Below are 22343 nucleotides of genomic sequence, written 5' to 3' on the forward strand. Positions count from 1 at the left end.
AACAACCCAAAATCACTCTTTTCGAGCCGGCCCCAAGAGGTCGCGGGCAAAAAACAGGCCGCAGTCCATCGCTGCGGCCTGTTCGGAAGCAAAAGTGGGCGTTAAGCGCTGTAGCCCATCGCTTGCAGGACAAACATGACGACCGTGAGCGCCGTAATCACGCCGATAGTCGCCCAAGTGAGCACGTTCCATACGCGGCCGTTGCGGTTGGCGCCCATAATGTGGCGATCCGCCGCGATAACCACCTGGAATACCAAGACTACGGGCAGCAGCACGCCGTTGATGACCTGCGAGGTCATCATAATCTGGAACAAATCGACGCCAGGCATGAGCACCAACACGGCAGAAATGCCGATGATGGCCGTAATGATGCCGCGGTAAACCGGGGCCTCGTCCCAGCTGCGGTCGGCGCCGCGCTCCCAGCCAAAAGCCTCGCAGACGGCACTCGACGTAACGCCCGGCAGCACGCAGGCAGCCAAAAAACTCGCTGCGACCAAGCCCGAGGCAAACAGCACCGTGGACCACTGGCCCGCGATGGGCTCCAACGCGCGGGCGGCATCGGCGGCATCGCTAATCTGAATACCCGCCGGGAACAGCACCGTACCGGTCGTGATGATAATGAAGCCCGCAATGATATCAGCAGCGATCGAGCCGCTCACGGTATCAATACGCTGCAGCACGATGTCGTCCTCGCCCGCATTCTTATCGACCACGTTATTCTGAGCCAAGAAGATCATCCACGGTGCGATGGTGGTACCGATCGTTGCGACCACGAGCGACACGTAGCTGGGATCGTTCTGAATATTGGGGACGACCAAGTCGACCGCGACCTCGCCCCAGTTGGGGCCGGCCATAAACGCGGCGACGATGTAGGTTACGAACACGCAGCTTACCAGCAGCAAAATCTTCTCGATGCGCTGGAAACTGCCCGACATGGTAAGCATCCACACCAGCAGCGCCACGAGCGGCACCGAGATGCTCGCCGGAACGCCAAACAGAGCAAGGCCACTCGCGATACCCGCGAACTCCGAAATGGTCACCGCCGTGTTGGCGATCAGCAGCGCCGCCATGGCCAACACGCTCTTGCGCACGCCAAAGCGCTCGCGAATGAGCGACGCCAGGCCCTTGCCCGTGACGCATCCGCAGCGCGCCGCGGTCTCCTGCGTCACGATAAGCAGCACGGTCATGACGGGAAGCATCCAGAGCATCTTATAGCCATAGCTGGCACCCGCGCTGGAATACGTGGCGATGCCGCCGGCGTCATTGCCCGAAAGCGCCGCCAAAAGACCGGGGCCCATGGCGCCAAAGATGGCCGCGATGGTCAGCTTTTGCTTGGTGCTCGGCTTTTGCTTCGTATTTTGCACGCGACCACCTACCCCATGACCGACATGGTGAGCAGCACCGCAGCAGCACAGTACGCCACACACGAGATCATGACGGCGATGACGTTCATGGCGGTGCCCGACGTATTGAGGTCGTGCTCGTCACGCCAGAACAGCACCATCAGGTAAATCACGGCGCTCATGTTGCCCACCAGGCAGATGATGGCCGCGATGTTAAAGCAGCCGGTAAAGAGCTGCTCCTCAAGCATAGGGGCATCGAGGAACGCGGCGGTGCGCACCAGCTGCGCGCACAGGTAGGTCACGAGCGAAAGGATCAGGCCCATACCCGTGCTCTGGAAGAAGAATCCCAGGTACGGTTTGGGCTCGTCGTCGTGACCGTCGTACTCGAGGAAGTAGTTCTTGACGAACGACACCATGCGCGAGGCAGCCAGCAGCACGAGCGGCATGGCGCACATGGGGAACACCACCAGATGCGCGGAGCCCAGCGCCGTCCCCAGCACGGTCGCCATAATGCACGAGGCGATGCCCCACACGACGACCCAGTACTGACGATGCACGAACCAGCTGAGCACGTTCGTCGAGTCGTCCGACGCGCTATCGCCCGAGCCGACACCGGCGATCTGCAGGTCCTCCTGATGCTCCTCGGCGATAACGTCCATGGCGTCGTCGAAGGTCACGATACCCAGGATATGACGGTTCTCGTCGCAGACAGGGATGGCAACCAGGTCGTACTTGGTCATCTCGTCCGTCACGTCTTCCTGGTCCTCGTCGGGCGACACGTAGACCAGATCGCGATAGGCGAGCTGGCCCAGCGTGGCGTCGCGGTCGGCCACGATCAGCGTACGCAGCGAAAGCACGCCCGTCAGCATGCCACTCGGATCCTCGGTATAGACGTAGTAGACGCTCTCAAAGTCCTCGTCGAGTTTGCGAATCGCCTCGATGGCGTCGCCGACCGTCGCCGTGGCGGGCAGCGAGACAAACTCCGAGGTCATGATGCGGCCGGCGGTGTTGTCCTCGTAGCCCAGCAGATTACGAATCGCCTTCTCCTCCTTGACGCCCATCAGGCGCAGGAGCTTCTCGGCCTTCTCATAATCGAGCTCGTCGATCAGGTCGGCGGCGTCGTCCGGGTCCATCATGGCCAGCATCGACGACGCGTCGGTATCGGACAGGCCCTCGAGCATCTCGGTCATGAGCTCGTCGTCATCGAACTCCGAGATGGCCTCGGCGGCTTGAGCGGTATCGAGCTGAGCGAACACCTGCGCGCGCAGGCGCGGGTCGAGCTGCTCGATGATGTCAGCGATGTCGGCAGGATGCAGCTCGCCAAGCGTCTTGTGCGACACCGAGAGTTGGATGTTCTTAGTCGAGCGATCGAGCAGGTCCATGTAAGACCAGGCGATAATGTCCTCGCTGAGCGGCTTGCCCAGGTGCTTCATAAAGCCCTCGACGACATGCTCGAGCGCGGGGCTGATCGCGCGCAGCAGACCGCGGGCGCCGACCTCGGCACCCAGCAGGCGCAGCTGATTTTCGCCCGACATGGAAAACTTGATGTCGTTTACGCGCACGACCTTCATGCCCTGTGTGTCGACAATCTGCTTGTTAAGCACGTCGCGGGCAAGCAAGAGTTCGGTCGGCTGCAGGTACGAAAAACGGATTTCGGTGGCCGACGTCTTAAGGTGTACACCCGTCTCGTCGATACGGTCGACCCATTTGCGCCAGCTGATCATAAACGGCGTCTTGCCGGGACCACGGAACGCGAGCGACGTCACGTGCGGAAAAACTTCGCCGGTTGCAATGCCAAAATCGTTAACCACGCCGAGCTTTTCGCCGTCGACGTCCAAGACCGGCAATTTGAGCATCTCACTCAGATAATTCAATGGTGCTCCCCATCATTATTCCTGCGGACCGCGCGACCATGCCGGCACGCAATCCGTGGACTTTTAGATATGTATACGCATGCGCGGGCGGCACACCGCTCGGCGCTCACACCCCGTGCACGCGCAGAAAGCACCTGCATGGGGTCATCGACTGTATGGTCGAGGTTTGGATTTCACCTGTAACCTTTCTCTTGACCCTCATTAACCGCAGTAACTATAGCATCAGCATCGCGCTGCGGCACCGAATTTATGCGCTGCACATTGCAGGCATACCAAACGCTGACGTATCCGTGGCATAGAGCCGGATGAGCACAGTGGGACAAAGCGATTAAGACCGCCCTAAACGACCAGTCGTTTAAGCACGTCCCCGATGACTACTCTGTGGCGTCATCGTCCTCGGGGAGTTGGGGGAACACGGCGTTTTTGGGCATGGAAGCCTTGGTGAGCGAGGTGAGCTTTTTGCTCAATGCCGTGTCCGTCTTGACCAGGTCGCTGAGCGTCACGATCTTGTAGCCGTCGGCGACAAGGCCATCGATAATCTGCGGCAGCGCCTCGAGCGTCTGCTCGGCACACTCATCGCTATCGGTGAGCAGCACAATATTGCCCGGCGTCACCGAGTCGAGCACAGTCGATACCTGCTCGTCAGCGCCGTTGAGCAGCCAGTCGCCCGAATCGATATTCCACGAAACCACGGCGGACACCAGGTCCATCGAGTCGATCCAGTTTTGCTCGTCAAACGCGGCGTAGGGGGCACGCAGCAACATCGTCTCGACGCCGGTCGCCGACTTAATCGCCTCAGTGCCCTTCGTGATCTGCTTGCGCACCGTCTCGCGATCCTCGCCCTTGAGCGAATCATCGCTGTAGCTGTTGGAGCCGATCTCGCACCCGGCATCGACAATCGCTTTGGCAGTAGCGGGCGAGGCTTCCGCGGCATCGCCCGAAAGGAAGAACGTCGCTGTGACGCCCTTTTCCTTGAGCACCTGCAAGATCTGCTTGGTCGCGCCGCTCGGACCCTCGTCAAATGTCAGGGCCACGTACTTTTCGTTGCCCTTGGGCGCTACGCTTGCGCACTCGACTACGCAGTCGGTGGCGGGCACGACCTCGCCGCGATCCTGCGTCTTGCCCGACTGCTCGCCGACCCATACCTCGGAGCGGCCCTGAACGCCCCAGGTTTTGACATACTCAATGGCACCCGTGCCCTCGACCTTTAGCTTTGGCTCGATAGTCGTGGCCTGGACCTCGTGCTTTTCGTACGCGTTGCGGCCGTCCTTGACCGTCACCTTCTCGCCACCCGCAAGCTCGCGGCTATCCCATTTGCCTTGCTTCACGCGCTTGCCGTCGACCTTCACCGACAGCTTTTCGCCGCCATGGCGCTTGAGCACGCTGTCGTCGACGGCCAGCAGGTCGCCGGCGTCGTATGTTTCGGTCAGGCTTTGATCGTCGATAAGATTCTGCAACGTAGAGCCCACGCGCACCGCGGTCTTTTGCCCGTTGAGCTCCACGTCCACGCTGCGGTTGACGTAGCCCACGACGGCAGCGATAAACAGCACGAGCGCACAACCCACGGCGATGAGCGCATAGGGCAGGCGGGACGGTCGGCGCGGCGAGCGCCCGTTGCCGATGCGCGCGCTGCGATCGCTAAACCCACGGCTATGGTTGAGGTACATCGCGCCGGGCTTACGGCGACGTCGACGCTGACCGCTGGGCAGCTGCCCCAGGTCGCGGCGCGCCGTCGGACGCGCACCCGAGCGCCCGTTTAAGTTAGATTCGTTTTGGCGCATGTGCCCTCCCCCATAAACACAGCGAGCCGGAGCAACATGTCTCCGGCTCGCCTCCCATCATTTGGTACGTCGCTATTTGCTAGCTTTTGACGAGCCCCCGCTCGCCTTTTGATATTCGTCCTTAAAGGCCTTGAACATACCGCGCGTCTTGCCGAGCTGCTTGCCCAATGCGCGACTGCCCTTGTCCACGGCGACCGACCCCTTGTCATCGAGCACCTTGGCGCCCTTCTTGACCTTATCGCCCACCACGACACTGGCCTCGGCTGCCTTGGCGGCCGCTCCGCCCGAATACCCGAGCGCCTTGACCTCGTCCGAGACAATCATCGCGCCGTTCTCGTAGCCGCGCAGCATCGTCGGCGGCACCTGCGTGTCGCCCACCAGCACGCTCGAAGCGGCACCGGCGGTCACGTAGAACATTTGCACAATACCCGAGCGCGGCTTGAACTCAACGTCCGAACAGTAGCCCACGACATCGCCCGATTCCGTGCGCACGTCCATGCCAACCCAGATGATGCAATCGTCCAGGTTGATATCGAGGCGCTTGGCCGCGGCGGCATCGTAGGTGCCCTTGACGTCGTCGACCGCGACGGCGCCCTCATAGACGCCGATGGCATCGAGCGCCACAAATCGGTCGGGGCGCTCGATCATGCCTGCGATATCGGACTGGCGGACCATAAAGCCCACCACGCGCGTGCCGCCCGGGGTAAAGACGGGAAAGTGAATCTTGCCGAGCTTTTTAGGGCTGCGCGGCGTGCCATCCTTTTTGGTGCGCTTGTCTTCGGCAGGCTTACGGTAAACCTTGACGCCGACAAAATCCCCTGCGCGCATTATGCCTCGGTCGAGGGCTCCGTGGCCTCGGTGTCGGCCTCGGCGGCGTTCTCGACTACGACGTCGGCAGCGGGCGTCACGTTGCCGCCCGAGATGGCGTCGTTGAGCTGTTCGCGAAGCTGATCCATGCGCTCGCGGGCCAGGTCGACCTTGGCGCGCAGGTCATCGGTCTTGGCATCGACCATCGGACCAAAGTCGCTGACCGCGGCACGAGCCTCCTCGGCACTGTGCTCGTAGGTGTCACGCATGTTGTCCCAGGCGTCATTGGCGATATCGGCGGCCATGGCGCGGGTCTCGGCACCCGAGCGCGGGGCCAGAGCAACGCCGATGATAGCGCCGGCGGCAGCACCAAAGAGCGCACCGGAGACAAAGCTGAAAGTCTTTCCCATGATCATTCCTCTCCTGCGGGCACCTCGATGCCCACCGTTTGAATGCTGTCCATTATACCCGCAGCGCAACACTTGCCGTCGCGCTCATCTGCATACGGTAAAAGCGCAGGTACATGATGGTGATAAGCGAGTGAGCCTACTCCTGCGGCATAGCCGGCATGGCGACCGTGGCGGCCGGGTTCTCGCCGGCGCCATCGACGAGCGGCAGGTTGCCCTCGTGCGCCGAGCCGGACGGGGCCGTTGCCGCACCGCCAAAGACGGCCGCGGGGGCCTCGTGGTTCTCGGCGACCGCACCCTCGGTATCGATTGGCATCTGCGGCTCGTCGTCAAAGCTCGGGACGCCTTGGGGCTCCGCAGACTCGGGCTCGGCAGGCGCCTCGGCAACAGGTTCAGTGTCGGCGTCGGCAGGAGCGTCGCCCTCGGGCGCATCCTCGGCCACGTCCTCGCCGTTCGCAGCGGCAACGGCCTCGTGCGGGTCCTTGCCCTCGGCCTCGGCACGCATGCCCAGCACCAGGTTACGCAGGCCTGCGACCGTGCCCTCCACGTCGGGGGCCGGCTGATCGGCATGCAGGTACGCCCAGTCCATCATAAAGGTGGCCGAAGACAGCGCGCCAATGGCCAGCGCATCGTCGGGACACGAAAGCTCAACCTCAAAGACACGCTCGTCATGCTCGCTCACGCGCGTGCGACCGCACGAGATGCTGCCGGCAAGCCCGGTCTCGTTCATGAGCTCGACCGTCACGTGCTCCAGCAGGTGGCAAAGCTCGGTCTGGCCCATGCAGTCCTGGAATTCGCGACCCGAATCGCCCAGGCACAGATGCTTGGCAATCGCGGGCACCAGGTAGTACACGCGCGCCGTGGCCTCGATATCCTCCGAGGTCATGAGCGGCATGCCGGGGTTCACCAGCACGTGCGCGCAAATCTTGTCCTCGCTGACGGTGACCTTAAGGATGTTGAACAGGCCTGCCATAACTCTCCCCTACTCTTCCTTGCCCTACTCGTCGCCATCGTGCGGATCCGCAGAGCCCGCACCCGACGCCGGCTTCTCTGCCGAGGACTCGGAATCCTTCTTATCGGTTTCGGCCGGAGCGATCACGCGAATGAGCGAGATGCGCTGGCCACGCATCGACTGTACCTTGAACTTGTACCCCGCGACCTCAAACACCTCTCCGATATCGGGCACCGAGTCGCAAAGCTCCAAAATCCAGCCGGCGATGGTCTCATAATCATCGCTTTCCTCGAGCGGCCAACCAAGCTCAATCGCGTCATCGCACGAAAAACGCCCATCGACAAGCCACTCACGGCGCGAAAGGCGCGTGAGGTACTTGTTGTCGGGATCGAACTCGTCCTCGATCTCGCCGACGATCTCCTCGACGATATCTTCGATGGTGATGATGCCGGCCGTGCCGCCGTACTCGTCCACGACGACCACGATCTGGTCGTGCGAGGTCTGCATCTCGGACAGCAACGGCAGGATGTCCTTGGTGTCGGGCACAAAGGTGGCGTCGCGCAGATAATCGGCGATGGGCTGGTCGCCCTTGCCGTCGAGCGCGGGCTGGATCAGGTCCTTGATGTGCGCGATGCCCGCGACGTTGTCGGGATCCTCGTGGTAGACGGGGATGCGGCTGAAGCCGGTCTGGCGCATGGTGGACAGCACGTCGGCGACCGTCTCGTCGTCCTCGCACATGGTGGTGTCCACGCGCGGCACCATGACCTCGCGAGCCACGGTGTCGCCCAGGTCGAAGATCTCGTGGATCATGCGCTTTTCCTCGTCGAGCAGATCGTCCTGCTCCGAGACCATGTACTTGATCTCTTCCTCCGAGACGTTCTGGCGGTCATCGGCGCTCTTGATGCGCAGGATGCGGGCCAGGCCGTCAGAGCAGGCGCCAGTCAGCCACACGAGCGGGCGGGCGATCTTTTGGAACACGGAGAGCGGTCCCACGACCTGCTTGGATACGCCCTCGGCGTTAGCGAGGCCGATGCGCTTGGGCACGAGCTCGCCGATCACAATGGACACAAAGGCGACGGCGACGGTGATGATGACCGGCGCCAGGCCGCGCGCGATGGCGGAAAGCGGCGCGATGCCAAAGCTCATGAGCCACGTGGCAAGCGGGTCGGACAGGCTCGTCGAGGCGACGGCAGACGAGGCGAAGCCCACGAGCGTGATGGCGACCTGGATGGTGGCCAACAGCTGATCGGAGTCGGCGGCGAGCTGGACGGCACGCTCGGCACGCTTATCGCCCTCCTCGGCATCGTGCTCCAACACGGCGCGCTTGGCCGTGGTGAGAGCCATCTCGGACATGGAGAAGTAGCCGTTGATAAGCGTAAGGACGAGCGTGGTAATAAGGGAGATGGTTATGTCCATCGGGAGTTTCTCGAACCTCCAAGATTCGGGACGTTAGGGTAAAACGTTGATGGCGGATACGGCAATTGCGCCGGTCGCCCGTGCGAGCGGGGCCGTGGGCGTGGCCGCTAGATTACGAAGAGGATCACCGCCATGAACTGGAAGATACTGCCGGCGAGCACCCACAGGTGGAACACGCTGTGCAGGTAGCGCACGTTTTTGGCGATATAGAACGGCACGCCCGCGGTGTAGCACACGCCGCCGACGGCGAGCAGGGCAAGTGCCACGGGGTTGAGCAGCGCCACGAGCTCGGGCAGCTTAAAGACGACGAGCCAGCCCATCAGCAGGTAGACCAGGCCGCTTACCCAGTGCGGTTGACGCTCGCGCATAAAGCACTCGAGGGCGATGCCGATAATGGCGATGGCCCATACGGCAAAGAACAGCGCGGGGCCGCCGTCATTTGCGAGCGTGATAAGGCAAAACGGCGTATAGCTGCCCGCAATGAGCAGGTAGATGCAGCTGTGGTCGATGATGCGAAACACGCGCTTGGCGCGCGCGGGCTGAATCGCGTGGTAGAGCGTGGAGGCTAGGTATTCGAGGATAATGCTGACGCCATAGACAATTGCCGCGGCCATGTGGGCTGGGCCTCCGCCGCGCAGGGCGGCGAATACGATCAGGAGCACCAGGCCCGCGATACCCAGCAGGCAGCCGACACCATGGGTGACGGAGTTCATGATCTCCTCGCCCACCGTGTAGTGTGGAACGGCCGCGGTCTTGGGTCGCGGCTTAGAACTGTCGCTCGAATCGGACATGCCGGTTACATCCTCCAATAGTAAAGAGTTCTCAACACTATATCAAAGCGTCTGGATACGTGCGAAATTTGCACCTTACGTGACCCTTTGTTTACCCATTCTTTGTTTGTTGACGCATCAACGGCGAACATCCATAATGCGCTTGCATTGAATGTTGATGTATTAACATCTTATAGGAGAATACCGCATGGCTCAAAACGCACGTTCCCATCGAAAGCTCAAGATAGCCGGCATCGTTGCGCTGGTGGTTGTCGTTGCGCTGCTCGGGTTTGCCGGCAACTTTTTGTTTGACTTTGCCCTGAACCCCCAAGCGCCGTACACCATGAAGATGATGCAGGATAGCAAGAACGAAAAAGAAGGTGAGCAGCCGGATGCCGAGGACACCGAGGCGCGGGCGTGGTTTAAAGAGAATCGCGAGAGCAGCAGCCTCACCGCAGATGACGGAACCGAGCTTGCCGCTTGGTATTTTGCTGCGTCGGAGAGCACGCACGACTACGCCGTCTGCCTACACGGATACACCGATGAGCCCATTGGTATGGCCCGATACGCCAAACGATTCCATGACCGCGGCATGAACGTACTCGCACCCGCCGCCCGCGCCCACGAGCGCTCCGGCGGCGACTATATCGGCATGGGCTGGCCCGAGCGCCTCGACATCGTCGCATGGATCGAGCGAATCGTTCAGGCTGACCCCGAGGCGCGTATCCTGGTCTTTGGCGAGTCGATGGGTGCGGCAGCCGCCATGAACGTCGCGGGGGAATCTCTGCCCGCAAACGTGAAATGCATTATCGAGGACTGCGGGTATACGAGTGTTTGGGACGAGTTTTCTCTGCAGCTCAAGGACGTATTCGGCCTGCCCAGCTTTCCCTTGCTCGATGTAGCAAATTTGGTGTGCAACGTGCGCGCGGGCTACGACTTTCATAAGGCGAGCAGTGTGGAGCAACTCAAACACGCGACGGTTCCCATGCTGTTTATCCACGGCGACCAGGACACCTTTGTGCCGTACGACATGCTCGACCAAAACTACGAGGCGTGCGCCAGCAAGGCCAAGCAAAAGCTCACCATCCATGGCGCCACCCACGCCAAGAGTGCGCAAGTTGACCCCGAGCTCTACTGGAGCACAGTCAACAACTTCCTCGACGAGTATTTTTAGGCAAAAAGCAACGTCTGGGGCTTTATCTGACCCCCTGTTTTCGGAAGTGCGGGGAAAATCGCGGGAAGCTCAACCAGACCACAGTTTTACCAACAATTTATCAGGGGTTTTGTTGCCAAAAAACGGTTTGTGGTCGGCGGTATTCGATTTTTCACCGCACTTCCGGAAAGCCGCCCGTGGGCGCTGTGCTCACGGGCGGCTTTTGCTAACGTTGCGCTACAAAAGCGCTTGATATGTCCAATAGACAGGTGCTACTTGACCTCGATGAGCTCGTACTCGCTCGTGCCCAGGCCGATCTTCTCGGCGTGCGCAATGCACGCGCGCCAGTCGGTGTCGGGATGCGTGATGCAGAAGGGGTCCTTGGCCTGCTCGCCCTCCAGATGCTCGTGGCTATGCTCCATCTTGGCCGCGCTATCGGTGAGCTCGGTGTTGGGCAGTGGCTCGGACGCCATGACGGCGTCGGCGCAGGCCTGATCGATGGCGACCGGGTCGAAGCTCGCGAACATGCCGATGTCGTTGACGATAGGCGTATCGTTTTCGGGATGGCAATCGCAGTTGGGGCTGATGTCCATAGCAAGCGAGATATGGAAGCTCGGGCGGCCGTCGACGACAGCCTTCGTGTACTCGGCGATCTTGCAGTTGAGCACATCGGCCGCGGCGTCATAGCCGGGCTTGATGCAGTCCTGGTTGCATGCCGCAATGCAGCGTCCGCAGCCCACGCAGCGATCGTGGTCGATAGCAGCGACGTGAACCGTGCGGGTGTTGCCGTTGGCAAGCTCGCGCTCGCGGATGTCGTCAAACGAGATGGCGTTGTGCGCGCAGATCTTTTCGCAGGCACGGCAGCCAACGCAGTGCTCGGTCGCGACGTTCGGCTTGCCAGCGGCATGCTGTTCCATCTTGCCGGCACGGCTGCCGCCTCCCATGCCCAGGTTCTTCATGGCGCCGCCAAAACCGGCCTGCTCGTGGCCCTTAAAGTGGGTGAGGCTGATCACGATATCGGCGTCCATGAGCGCCTGACCAATCTTGGCCTCGCGCACGTACTCGCCACCCTCGACCGGGACGAGCGCCTCGTCGGTACCCTTGAGGCCGTCGGCAATGATGATCTGGCAACCCGTGGCATACGGGGTAAAGCCGTTCTGATAAGCGGTATCGATGTGCTCGAGCGCGTTTTTGCGGCTACCGACGTAGAGTGTGTTGCAGTCGGTGAGGAAGGGCTTGCCGCCCAGCTCCTTCACCACGTCCGCGACGGCGCGGGCGTAGTTGGGGCGCAAAAAGCTCAGGTTGCCCAGCTCGCCAAAGTGAATCTTGATGGCGACGAACTTGTTCTCAAAGTCGATCTGCTCAATACCGGCGTGACGTATGAGGCGCTTGAGCTTGTCGAGCTGGCTCTCGCGAGCATGCGTGCGCAGGTTGGTGAAGTACACCTTAGCGGGTGCTGCGGGTGCAGTTGCGGTCATAGATCTATCCCCTCTGTCTATATGGCGTTACAGACATAGAGGATGGTACCCGCTGAAGTAGGGTTAATGTCAAGCGCAGAAGCGGAAACACCTAGTCGTTGGGGACGTTCTTAAACGACTAGTCGCCAGGGACACTCTTTCGCCACCCGGCACTTGGGGACGTTCCTTATCTGCCGGCAGTTAGGGACAGTCCTTGCCAACCCGACCGGCAGACCGGCGAATCATCGGCATCTGGTAAGAGGGACGCGCCGTCACGTTTGTGGCGGCGCGCCTTGGTTTGGCGGCACGTTCTGGCGCGGACCGCTAGCCCTTTCGCGCGACCAGATGCGCGCGGAATCCCTTCTGTGCCTCGAGCTTGAGCGGGGTGAACCCGGATTCCTCGACGAGTGCACGCAGCTCGGACAGCTTGAGGATACGCACGTCGCCATGGCCCAAGAGGCGTGCCAGCGGTAGCTCGATGTTGTTCATGAGCCAGACCGCGACATCGTTCGAGGTGTAGTCGCGGAGGACCAGTCGCCCGCCGGGCCGAAGGACGCGTGCCACCTCGGCGAAGAACCTCTCCGGATGCGGGTAGTGGTGGAAGCTGTTGGAGCAGAGCACGACGTCGAAGCTCCGGGGCTCGAAGGGCAGTGCCTCCGCGTCTCCGACGACAAAGCTGACGTTATCGAGCTGCTTTGCCCGGGCGACGTCGATCATCCCGGGTGTGAGGTCGAGTCCAGTCAAGTGCTTGTTGGGGTACTGGGCGTGGAGCAGTTCTAGGACGGCCCCGGTTCCACAGCCCACGTCGAGCGCGTCCTCGAACGGTTCGAGCTCAAGCTCCTCGAGCATTTGTGGATAGTCGTCCTTGCACATCTCGTAAATGCCGGCATGGCCGGATTCGTAGACCTTTGCCGCCTCGGTGAACTCCTTGATGGAGAGCTGCTTGAGCTCCTCTGCCGATCTTGCCATGGGTCTCCTTCTGTTCGGGGAAGTCTGACGTTGCGCGCGTTTGCCCACGTCGGGCCTGGCGGGCAAATAACGCGGGGGCACCCTTCCTTCGGTTCGTGCCCCCGCGTGCGGGCGGTTCTCTATTCCTGGACCTTCAGCGCCTCGGAGAGGCTCACGCGCTTGATGGAGCGCGTGTGCAGCAGCGCCACGACCAGGTAGGTTGCAAAGCCGATTCCTGCGCACGCCGCCATGGACCAAGCGGGCACGTAGATCTCGATATTGCCGTTGTAGGCGAGCAGCATCGAGCGGAAGATGGCCGTTAGTGAGCCAATAATGACCGGCAGGCTCAGCACGAGCGACGCCGCCACGCACAGCGTGATCGAGCGGATGTACAGATGCGAGATCTCGCTGTCGCGATAGCCAAAGACTTTCATGTAGCTAATCGAACGGGCGCTGTGGTCGATCACAGCCTTGGTCAGCAGGTACATAAACAGCAAGAAGATGAACACCGCAAGCCCAACCATCATGCCGATCATTTTGCTCATCATGCCGATGAACTGGTCGCCCACGGCGCGCATGTCGTCGGGCGTGGTGTCGCCGGCAAAGTAGCGCGAGTCGAGGTCGAGTTTCTCGTCGCTCACATAGCCGTTAAAGTAGGAGGCGTCGTTGTCGAACAGCTCGTTAAAGTCGTCGATACTCATATAGATATTCATGTCCGACTTGGAACCCCAGGCGCAGTCCTTGCCCACATACTCAAGGGAATAATTCTTGCCCTCGTACTTGTCGCGAAGCTTAACCTTCTGGCCCTCGCTCCAGCCAAACTTATCGAGCAGGCCACCGCCAAAGACGACGCGCCCATCGCCGACGTCCAGCCCTTTCCAGTAGCGCGAATCGGGCGAGATGCCGTAGACGGAAATCGTCTCCTCGCCATTTCCGTCGCCGCGGTCGTATTGCAGCTGGTAGACGGCGTATTTCTCGGCCTGTGCGATTGCGCCCGCGCCGTTATCGGTCGTATTGACCGGGTGGATATCGTCGTTGTCAGTGTCGATCTTAGAGGCCTTGTCGATCAGGTCGATAGCCTCGTCGCGGTCGCAGCCGAGGGCATCGGCAAGGTCGTCGAGACGCGCGTAAAGCGCATCTTTCTTGTCCTGGACCGCCGCAAGCGCGTCCTGCGCCGCGGCCAGGCTCTCGGCAGACGGAGATGCGGTCGCGGCATCGGCTGCCGTCTGCGCCGCATCGGCCGCTTCGTCGAGCTCATCATCGGCATCCTGAGCGGCAGAAAGCAGCGCGCCGTCAACCGACTGCAAGCGCTCGAGTGCTGACCACTGCTCACGCTCCTCGGCAGTGCCCTCGAGCTCCAGCGGAGCCTTGAGCGTGTACTGGTGCTCGGCGACCAGGCTTGTCTCGAGGTTGTCGGCGTAGTGCGTCATCGTGGGCAGAATCGCCAGGCCAAAGAGCAGCAGCAGCGAGGCAAACGCGATGCCCACGAAGAGCGTGGCGAAGTTGCCCAGATTGCGCAGGAAGATACGCAGGCGGAAGCGCGAGACAAAGCCCATGCGCTCCGGCAGTTGCATACCGCGCTTGGTGCCCGATTTGCCGCTCGCCTCGTGACGAAGAAACTGCAACGGCGTCTTGCCCATTTTGCGAAGCAGACCCACCAGCGTGATGAGGATGAGCGCGACGGCGGGAACCACGGCGCACTTCACAAAGATCTCCCAGCTCCAGTACACCTGGAAGGGCGGCAGGCTGTACGAACCGTAATACAGGCTACGCATAGGCTCGGTAAAGAACGCAATGCCGAGCGCGGTGCCCAGCAGCGCCGCGACCACGCCTACGATGGCGGGAAGCGCCAGGTAGTGCAGCACAATCTCGCGACGACGATAGCCGCTGGCGAGCAGCGTGCCGATGATGGCGCTCTCCTCCTCGATGGTGGCGTCGGTAAGGACCACAAAGACAAACGCCATGATCACGATGATGATGTCGAGTAGCGTCATCCACATCATGGAGTCGCCGTCCACGTCGTCGCGCGCATAGCCAATGCCCTGATTGGAATCGGCATCGACCAGATCGTCCACGCGCGCATCGGCATCGGTCAGCGCCTCGACCATATCCTGCTCCGCATCGATGCGATCCGCGGTGGGGAGGTCGCGATCGGTAAAGGTAAAGGAGTAGGTGTAGGCAGGCGCGCCGCCGGCATCCTCGAGCGCGGCAAAGCCGGCGTCGGTGACCTCGGCCACGCCATAGGTGATGGTGTTCACCGTAAAGTCCGAATTGTTGAGGAACAGCGCCTGGCTATCGGGCTGGGTCATGATGCCGCAGATGGTGTAGGTGCGGCCCTCAAGCTCAACCTTATCGCCCACGGACAGGTTGTTATTGGCGGCAAAGACGCGGTCGATGGCCACCTCGTCGTCTGCCTTGGGCTGTTTGCCTTCGCAGTAGGACGCGATATCGACCTCAGTGCGGTGCGCATAGGTGCGCAGCGTGCGCTTGGTGCCATCGTCGCCGGCGGTCTTTTTGATGATGGCGTCGATGGAGAAATTCTTGTAGAGCGTGACGCCGCCGACGTCGCCGGCCGCATCCTCGGCGGCCTTGAGTTGATCGTCGGTAGCCTCGAAGGAGGTGGTCACGCGGCCGTCCTCAATCGTGTACGCATCGCGCATGTCGTCGATAAGGCAGCCGATGGAATGTGCCGCGAGCAAAAAGCCCGAGGTGAGGGCAATGCTTCCGCACATAAGAAGAAAGATGCCTAGGTACTTGCCGATATTGCGGCGCAGCTCGCGCGGGAGACGTTTTGCGAGAGGTGTCATGGCGCCGCCTACCAATCGAGCTCGGCGGCCGCGACGGGCGACTCGTTGAGCTCGTCCTCGACGATGCGCCCGTCACGCAGGCGCAGCACGCGATTTGCCATGCGCGCGATGGCGGCATTGTGGGTGACAATGATGATGGTGCAGCCGTAGGTGCGGTTGACGTCCTCCATGAGCTGCAAGATTTCCTTGGACGTCTTGTAGTCGAGCGCGCCCGTGGGCTCGTCGCACAGCAGCAGGCCCGGGTTTTTGACGAGCGCACGGCCGATGGCACAGCGCTGCTGCTGGCCGCCCGAAACCTGACGCGGAAATTTGTTGCGGTGCTCGTAGAGGCCCAGCGAACGCAGCAGGTCGTCGACATTGAGCGGGTTTTTGGACAGGTGCGCCGTGACCTCGATGTTCTCCTTGATGGTGAGATCGGGCACCAGGTTGTAGAACTGGAAGACAAAACCCAGCTCACGGCGTCGATACTCGCCAAGGTCGGTAGGCTTGAGCACCGTGAGGTCGCAGCCGTCCACCATGATGGAACCGCCGTCGGCATCCTCCAGGCCGCCGATCAGGTTGAGAAAGGTCGACTTGCCCGAGCCCGAGGGCCCCAGCATGACGCAGATCTCGCCGCGGTTGATGGACGCGTCGATGCCATCGAGTACCGTCAGGCGCGCATCACCGTCGCCGTAGTGCTTTTTGAGATCCTTAACCTGGACGTAGGCTTCCTGCGTTGCCATGGTATCCCCCATTGTTAGCCTCGTACTACTTTATGAACGTAATAGTAAACCTTGGTGAACTATTTTGGGGCGAGGCCTAGGATTTATTTCAGACTAGGCGCGGGATTTGGCGCGTGAGAGGGCCAGGCCTACGGCGGCGATGGCGGCGGCGAAGAGCACGGTGACGCCCAGATCGCAGGCGATGTCGCTCAGCACGGCAGACGTCAGATCCGAGGCAAGTGCCTTGCTGATCGCATCGTTCACCCAATATGTCGGCACAAAGTGCGCCACGGTCTGCACGGCCGAGCCCATGAGCGACAGCGGCATCCAGGCACCGCCCAAAAACGTCATGAGCATGCCGAGTAAGTTGCCCACACCGTTGAGCAGCTCCTCGCGCGCACCCAGGCTCGACAACGCAAAGCCAACGGCCAGCGGCGTGCACGCCAGGGCAAACGTCGCCGCCAGCGCCAGACACACACGACCCGCGCCGACCTCGGCAACCGCGCCGGCAAAGCCCACGACGCCCATCATACTCGACACGAGCCAAATGCAGACGGTGAGCACGGCGGCGGCCGCAAACACGGCAAGCGAACGCCGACGCTCGGAGACCGGGCTGGCATCCATGCGGCGCACGCGCTCGGGCTCGTTCATGCCCGAGAACACCAGTCCCACCGACACGATGACCGACGAGATAATCGCGTACGCGCCAAAGTTGAAGTACGACTCGAGCGTGGCGGCAGCAGTCGAGTCGACCTTGACCTGCTCGATCTGGACCTCCGCGCGCTTTGCAGCGGCATGCTCGGCGGCCTTGGCAACGTCGCCGTTAGAAGCAGCGGGCTCAAGCGCCGCCGCAGCGCCCGCGAGCGAGATCCAGCGCGAGGCCTCGGCAGACGAAAGTGCCGCCGCCATGGTGCCGGCACCGTAGGTCACATCGAGCTTGGGCAGGGACTCCCCCGCGCGGGCGGCTGCAACGAGGTCGCCCTCAAACCCCTCCGGAATAAAGAACACGCAGTCGGCGCTACCCTTGGCGCTGTTGCTCTTGGAGAGCGCGTCTGCAAGGTCGTACGTATCGTCGCCGATGCCCGTGACCAGCTCAAAACGCGACCCCAGGTGCTTGGTAAGCGCGCGCGAAAGGTCGCTGTCGTCGCGGTCGACCACGACCACGTTGGCATCGTAGGGCTTGTACTCGGTAAGCTGCGACGAATTCCAGCTGACGGAAGCTGCAATAAACACGCCCATGAGCGAGATGAACACCGTATAGATGAGCAGGTAGAACGGGTGCGCGAGCGCCATGCGAAGCGCGGTCTTAAAGGTGCTCATAGCGGCTCCTTCCAAAGATCAGCGTAGCGGCGGCGACAAACACCAGGGCCATCAGGACCAGCGCGCCGGCGCGAACGGCAAACGGCCCCAGGTCCTCAAAGAAATACAGGCGGTTGAACATGTCGCAGATGAGCTTGACAGGGTTGAACCAGCACTCGGCCGGGCAGGCGCGGGCGACGTCGTCGGCAAGCGCCATCGCCGGCTCGCCGTAGAGGCCGGCGAACAGGGCGCACGTGGTAGCAAAGCCCGTGAGGATGCCTGACTTGGACGCCTTGCCGCCCTTAACGGGAAGCGTGCCCACAAAGAGCCCCAAGCCCGTGGCGGCAAGCGCGGAAGCGGCGCCGCCCACCAAACACAGTCCCTCGCGCCCGCCAAAGTCGACGCCCACGACCAGGCGCACGTAGCCGATCGTGATCGTCATCGAGGCGAAGGAGACCAGCCACGAGCCGACAAAAATGCCGGCCAGCGACGCCGTCTTGGAAAGGCCGCCCACGCAGCGGCGTGCGCCAAGGCCGGACAGATTGGGTTGCAAATCGACGACGCTCAAGGCGGCAAACTCGGCAGACATCATCGCGACCAGGCCAAAAAGCGCGTAATAGTAGATGACCGTGCCATCGGGCGTGATGCGTGTCAGGCTTACGCGGCGGGTGCCGCCCTCGAGCGACAGGGCGCGCGCAACCGCCTCGGAGTCGGCGAGCGCCGCCGGGTTGTCCTGGGCAATCTGGGACATGAGCTCGGCATTTTGCGTATACGAGCTCGCCACCGTCTCAAGGATGCTGCGGTCGGTGAGCACCGACGACGCACGAGAGCTGTCATAGCTCGAAAGCAACGTGAGTTTGGGCGTGCCCGCATCGTCGACCGTATAGATGCCCGCGACCTCGCCGGCCTTGAGCGCACGGTTCGCATCGGCTGCGTCGTCGCACTCGTGGATCTCGAGCAGTTGGTCGTCGCCTTCCTTGGCAAGCGACGTCGCCACGTCCTTAAAGGTCGAAGCGTCCCAGGCCTCGTCCGTCACGATGGCAACCGGCACCGGATCGATCTTGCCGTCGGAGCTGAGATTCGCAAACATAAACATGAACATCGTGGAAAGCGCGATGGGAAAGAGAGCGCCCCAAACCCACGTGCTCGGCCGGCGCAGCAGCGTCTTGACCGTAATGATAATGGTATTGAACATGGCTGCCCCCTAGTCGCGCAGCTCGCGGCCGGTGATCTCGAGGAACACGTCGTTGAGGGTCGGCGGCTCGGAATAAATGCGGCCAAGCGCCACGTCATGCGAGCGCAGCGCATCGAGAATGTCCGTCAGGTTATGCGGGCTCGCCTCGCACGAAAACGTGAGCTGGCCCGCCGTCGCCGACAGGTCCAGGACATGTGGCAGGCTCGCGACGGCACCGAGCGCCGCGCTCGGCACCTCGCCGACCTCGATCACGATCTTCTCGCCCATCTGAATCATGCGCTTGAGCTCGTCGTTGGTGCCCTGCGCCAGCACGCGCCCGCCGTCCATGATCATGATGCGGCTGCAGATCTGCTCGACTTCCTCCATGTAATGGCTGGTATACACCACCGTAGCGCCCTCGTCGCGCAGGCGGCAGATGCCCTCCAGGATGGCGTTGCGACTCTGCGGGTCGACTGCCACCGTAGGCTCGTCAAAGAAGATGAGCTCGGGCTTGTGCGCAATGCCGCAGGCAATGTTGAGGCGACGCGCCAGGCCGCCCGAGAGCTTGCCGGGGCGAAACTTGGTAAAGTCGCCCAAGCCCACAAAGTCGATCGCCTCGTCCACCAGCGCGCGGCGGCGCTTGCGGTCGTTAACGTAGAGGCTACAGAAATAGTCGATGTTCTCGCGCACGGTAAGCTCGTCAAACACCGCAACTTGCTGCGGGACCACGCCGATGCGGCGCTTGAGGTCGTAGCGGGCGGGCGTCATGGGCTCGCCGAACAGCTCGATGGTGCCCTTGTCGTAGGCGAGCAGCTGCAGGATGCAGTTGATGGACGTGGTCTTGCCCGAGCCGTTGGGGCCCAGCAGGCCAAAGATCTCGCCGGGGGCGATGCTGAGGTTAAAGTGGTCAAGCGCGATAAGGTCGTCGTAGCGCTTGACGAGGTTTTCGACGTGGACGATGTCTGTCATGAGGCGGCCCTTCTGTTGATTGCGGCCCGGTACGATTGCATCATCGCAGGAGCGGACGGCGCGCACCAGTGAGCTTTGTCACGAGTGCGGGGGCTCGGTCGCGTGGCCCGCTGACGCGACCGCCCCACCGTGCGGGAGGAATGTCACGGTTGCGCTAGGCGGCCCCTCCACCACGCGCAGCTTCGCGTACAATACCCGTATGAACAGGCTTTTCGACAAATCGATCGTGCTGGCGTGCTGTATTGCGGCCGCCATGGGTCTTGCCGTGGACGCTCGTCTGGTTGTGGCGTTTTGCCTTGGCATTATTGCCACCTCGCTGGCCGAGGTCGCACAGGGGAAACGCACCCGACGCGCAAGCGAGGCAGCGAGCTACGCCTGCATCATCGCGGCTGTCTTCGTGCCGCCGTTTGTGCCGTTTGCGCCTCTCGCCCTCTATGACATCGCGCGACGCGTGCGCCGCGAGCACGCCTGGGTCGCGTTGGGCATTGGCTCCGTCTTTGCCTTTGCGCTCGTCGCGGACCTTCGCGCCGATGCGCTTACCGCACGAACGCTCCTGCTGACCGCCATCCTTTCGGTTGCCGCCACCTTGCTATCGCTACGCACCGCCCAGTTGGAGCGCGAGCAGCGGCGCATGCGCCGCACCCGCGACGAGCTGCAGGAACGAGCCCTCGCGCTCGAGGCGCGCAACCGCGATCTTGCCGATCGCCAGGACTACGAAGTCGAGCTCGCGACGCTCGCCGAACGCGCCCGCATCGCGCGCGAGATCCACGATAACGTCGGGCACCAGCTCACGCGCGCCTCACTGCAGGCCGAAGCCCTACGCGTGGTCCACGCCGACGAGCCTGGCGTCGCCGCCGATTTCGCCGACGTTAAACGCACGGTTGACGAGGCGCTCCAGCTTGTGCGCGCCAGCGTCCACGCGCTCAACGACAATGCAACTGACCTCTCCGTGCAGCTCGAGCGCATCGTTGAAGGCGCACGCTCGGACAGCGGTCCGCAGATTGAGCTTGAGGTTTTGGCCGAGCATGCGCCCGCCAACGTCGCCAACTGCTTTGCGGCAGTTCTGCGCGAGGCGCTTTCCAACGCCATGCGCCACGCCCATGCCAAAACCATTACTGTGCGGTGCATGGAGCATCCGTCGTTTTACCAGTTCATCGTTACCGATGATGGCGCGGACGCGACCCCGGCGAGCAGCAGCAACGTCGCAGAAGGCATGGGGCTCGCCTCCATGCGCGAGCGCATCGAGGCGCTTGGCGGCACCTTCACCGCCGGCCCGCGTGCCGGCGCCGGCGGCTGGCGTGTGTTTGCCACCGTTCCCAAACAGCAAGGAGATGAGGGCCGATGAGGCTCATCGTTGTCGACGACGACCGCTTGGTGGCCGATTCGCTCAAGATTATCTTGGGCGCCCAGCCGCAGATCGAAGTGGTGGGCACCGGTGCCAACGGCAACGATGCGGTGGCGCTCTACGCCGAGCACGCACCCGATATTGCGCTGCTCGACATCCAGATGCCGGGACGCGACGGCCTTTCGGCCGCGCGCGAGATCCTTGAGCACGACCCTGCGGCGCGCGTGGTGTTTCTGACGACGTTCTCGGATGACGAGTACATTGTGTCGGCGCTCAAGCTGGGCGCCCGCGGCTACCTGATCAAGACCGATGTCGCTGCCATTCCGCCGGCGTTGGCGCAGGTCATGGACGGCAAACGCGTGCTCGAGGGCAAGGCGATCGAAGATATCAACTTTGATGGGGCGGACGTCGAGGCCGGCGCGACCCGCCGGCCCGCCGCCTTTGCCGGCCTGACCGACCGCGAGTTCGAAGTCGCCGAGCTCATCGCCCGCGGCCTCGACAACAAGGAGATCGCTGCCACCGCCTATATGGGCGAAGGCACCGTGCGCAACCACATCAGCTCGATCCTAGCCAAAATGGGGCTACGCAACCGCACCCAAATCGCCATCGCCTATCTGCGAGGGTAATTACCCAACGGCCGACCGCTCCGGCATAGCAAAATGGCTGCTAGCGATTTAATACCATTTCAAAACTATGCCGGTTTACGGGGCTAAACCCAGGAACCCCGTCCATACCCGCGTTTTCTGCAAAATGACGGCTCGTCTACCTGCGGTTTTATTTTCACGCTTTTCGGTATGGTTGGGGATTCGGAATCCGGCCCCGTAAACCGGCATAGTTTTGTTCGAGTAACCCTGCACGAGTGCCTCCGCAAGCCTTGCGGGACCAAAATGATCCGTTTTCCTCCATCCCCAAGGGATCAGCCGGAACCGCTTGCCACGAAATCGGCCCATCTACTACGTTTGACTCGATACCCCTGACCATGCCTTCGTTTTGAACAAAACCGCAGGCGTTCTACCTGTGGTTTTGTTTTCGCGTTTTTTGGCATGGTTGGGGGTAAGGGGCTAAACGTAGTAGATGGGCCGATTTCGTGGCAAGCCCTTCTCGCCTACGCACAAAAGTGCCGCCACGGAGGAGGGAGAT

General features: G+C 61.9%; 18 protein-coding genes. 3 read left to right on the forward strand and 15 right to left on the reverse strand.

All coding sequences use genetic code 11. From position 1 onward, the window contains the following. Positions 1–101: 101 nt before the first annotated feature. The 8 genes from GPK42_RS07005 to trhA form a co-directional block, all read right to left on the reverse strand. Positions 102–1298: an Nramp family divalent metal transporter gene (locus tag GPK42_RS07005; protein ID WP_215694532.1), complete on the reverse strand. Its 1197-nt coding sequence runs from the start codon at positions 1296–1298 to the stop codon at positions 102–104. Positions 1299–1372: 74 nt separating this feature from the next. Continuing rightward, positions 1373–3217: a magnesium transporter gene (locus GPK42_RS07010; protein ID WP_215694484.1), complete on the reverse strand. Its 1845-nt coding sequence runs from the start codon at positions 3215–3217 to the stop codon at positions 1373–1375. Between the two features lie 374 nt (positions 3218–3591). Next, positions 3592–4998, reverse strand: a complete 1407-nt coding sequence (locus GPK42_RS07015; RefSeq protein WP_252200184.1) for a polysaccharide deacetylase family protein — start codon at positions 4996–4998, stop codon at positions 3592–3594. Positions 4999–5070: 72 nt separating this feature from the next. Next, a complete protein-coding gene (locus tag GPK42_RS07020) occupies positions 5071–5826 on the reverse strand; it encodes a PRC-barrel domain containing protein (RefSeq protein ID WP_117640511.1) in 756 nt (251 codons plus the stop codon). Next, on the reverse strand, positions 5826–6215 hold the full coding sequence (locus tag GPK42_RS07025) for a YtxH domain-containing protein (RefSeq protein WP_215694486.1): 390 nt from the start codon (positions 6213–6215) through the stop codon (positions 5826–5828). Before GPK42_RS07025 ends, GPK42_RS07020 begins: the two co-directional genes overlap by 1 nt. Before the next feature lie 136 nt (positions 6216–6351). Continuing rightward, on the reverse strand, positions 6352–7185 hold the full coding sequence (locus GPK42_RS07030; RefSeq protein ID WP_252200185.1) for a cyanophycin synthetase family protein: 834 nt from the start codon (positions 7183–7185) through the stop codon (positions 6352–6354). A gap of 24 nt (positions 7186–7209) precedes the next feature. Then, complete coding sequence (locus tag GPK42_RS07035) at positions 7210–8580, reverse strand: hemolysin family protein (RefSeq protein WP_215694488.1); 1371 nt, start codon at positions 8578–8580, stop codon at positions 7210–7212. A gap of 107 nt (positions 8581–8687) precedes the next feature. Next, positions 8688–9371, reverse strand: a complete 684-nt coding sequence (trhA, locus tag GPK42_RS07040; RefSeq protein WP_195445615.1) for a PAQR family membrane homeostasis protein TrhA — start codon at positions 9369–9371, stop codon at positions 8688–8690. A gap of 187 nt (positions 9372–9558) precedes the next feature. Between trhA and GPK42_RS07045 the strand changes: the two genes are divergently transcribed. After that, a complete protein-coding gene (locus GPK42_RS07045) occupies positions 9559–10524 on the forward strand; it encodes an alpha/beta hydrolase (protein ID WP_215694490.1) in 966 nt (321 codons plus the stop codon). Positions 10525–10775: 251 nt separating this feature from the next. Here GPK42_RS07045 and GPK42_RS07050 read toward each other — a convergent pair whose 3' ends face one another. From GPK42_RS07050 to GPK42_RS07080, 7 genes are all read right to left on the reverse strand, one after another. Then, a complete protein-coding gene (locus GPK42_RS07050) occupies positions 10776–11981 on the reverse strand; it encodes a DUF362 domain-containing protein (protein ID WP_215694492.1) in 1206 nt (401 codons plus the stop codon). Between the two features lie 303 nt (positions 11982–12284). Continuing rightward, positions 12285–12929 (reverse strand): class I SAM-dependent methyltransferase, encoded by a 645-nt coding sequence (locus GPK42_RS07055; protein ID WP_215694494.1) that lies wholly within the window; start codon positions 12927–12929, stop codon positions 12285–12287. 119 nt (positions 12930–13048) lie between these two features. Next, complete coding sequence (locus GPK42_RS07060; RefSeq protein WP_215694496.1) at positions 13049–15715, reverse strand: ABC transporter permease; 2667 nt, start codon at positions 15713–15715, stop codon at positions 13049–13051. A gap of 8 nt (positions 15716–15723) precedes the next feature. Then, on the reverse strand, positions 15724–16437 hold the full coding sequence (locus GPK42_RS07065; protein WP_252200187.1) for an ABC transporter ATP-binding protein: 714 nt from the start codon (positions 16435–16437) through the stop codon (positions 15724–15726). Between the two features lie 93 nt (positions 16438–16530). Then, on the reverse strand, positions 16531–17736 hold the full coding sequence (locus tag GPK42_RS07070; protein WP_215694500.1) for an ABC transporter permease: 1206 nt from the start codon (positions 17734–17736) through the stop codon (positions 16531–16533). Beyond that, positions 17723–18910: an ABC transporter permease gene (locus GPK42_RS07075; RefSeq protein ID WP_215694502.1), complete on the reverse strand. Its 1188-nt coding sequence runs from the start codon at positions 18908–18910 to the stop codon at positions 17723–17725. The genes GPK42_RS07070 and GPK42_RS07075 overlap by 14 nt, the downstream gene beginning before the upstream one ends. Positions 18911–18919: 9 nt before the next feature. Continuing rightward, positions 18920–19858: an ABC transporter ATP-binding protein gene (locus GPK42_RS07080; protein ID WP_022094547.1), complete on the reverse strand. Its 939-nt coding sequence runs from the start codon at positions 19856–19858 to the stop codon at positions 18920–18922. Positions 19859–20057: 199 nt separating this feature from the next. On the opposite strand from GPK42_RS07080, the gene GPK42_RS07085 reads away from it, so the two are divergent. Continuing rightward, a complete protein-coding gene (locus GPK42_RS07085; RefSeq protein ID WP_215694504.1) occupies positions 20058–21203 on the forward strand; it encodes a sensor histidine kinase in 1146 nt (381 codons plus the stop codon). Next, a complete protein-coding gene (locus GPK42_RS07090) occupies positions 21200–21829 on the forward strand; it encodes a response regulator (RefSeq protein ID WP_215694505.1) in 630 nt (209 codons plus the stop codon). Before GPK42_RS07085 ends, GPK42_RS07090 begins: the two co-directional genes overlap by 4 nt. Positions 21830–22343 lie beyond the last annotated feature (514 nt).

It is taken from the genome of Collinsella aerofaciens (assembly GCF_018785265.1).
GTDB lineage: Bacteria > Actinomycetota > Coriobacteriia > Coriobacteriales > Coriobacteriaceae > Collinsella > Collinsella aerofaciens_AI.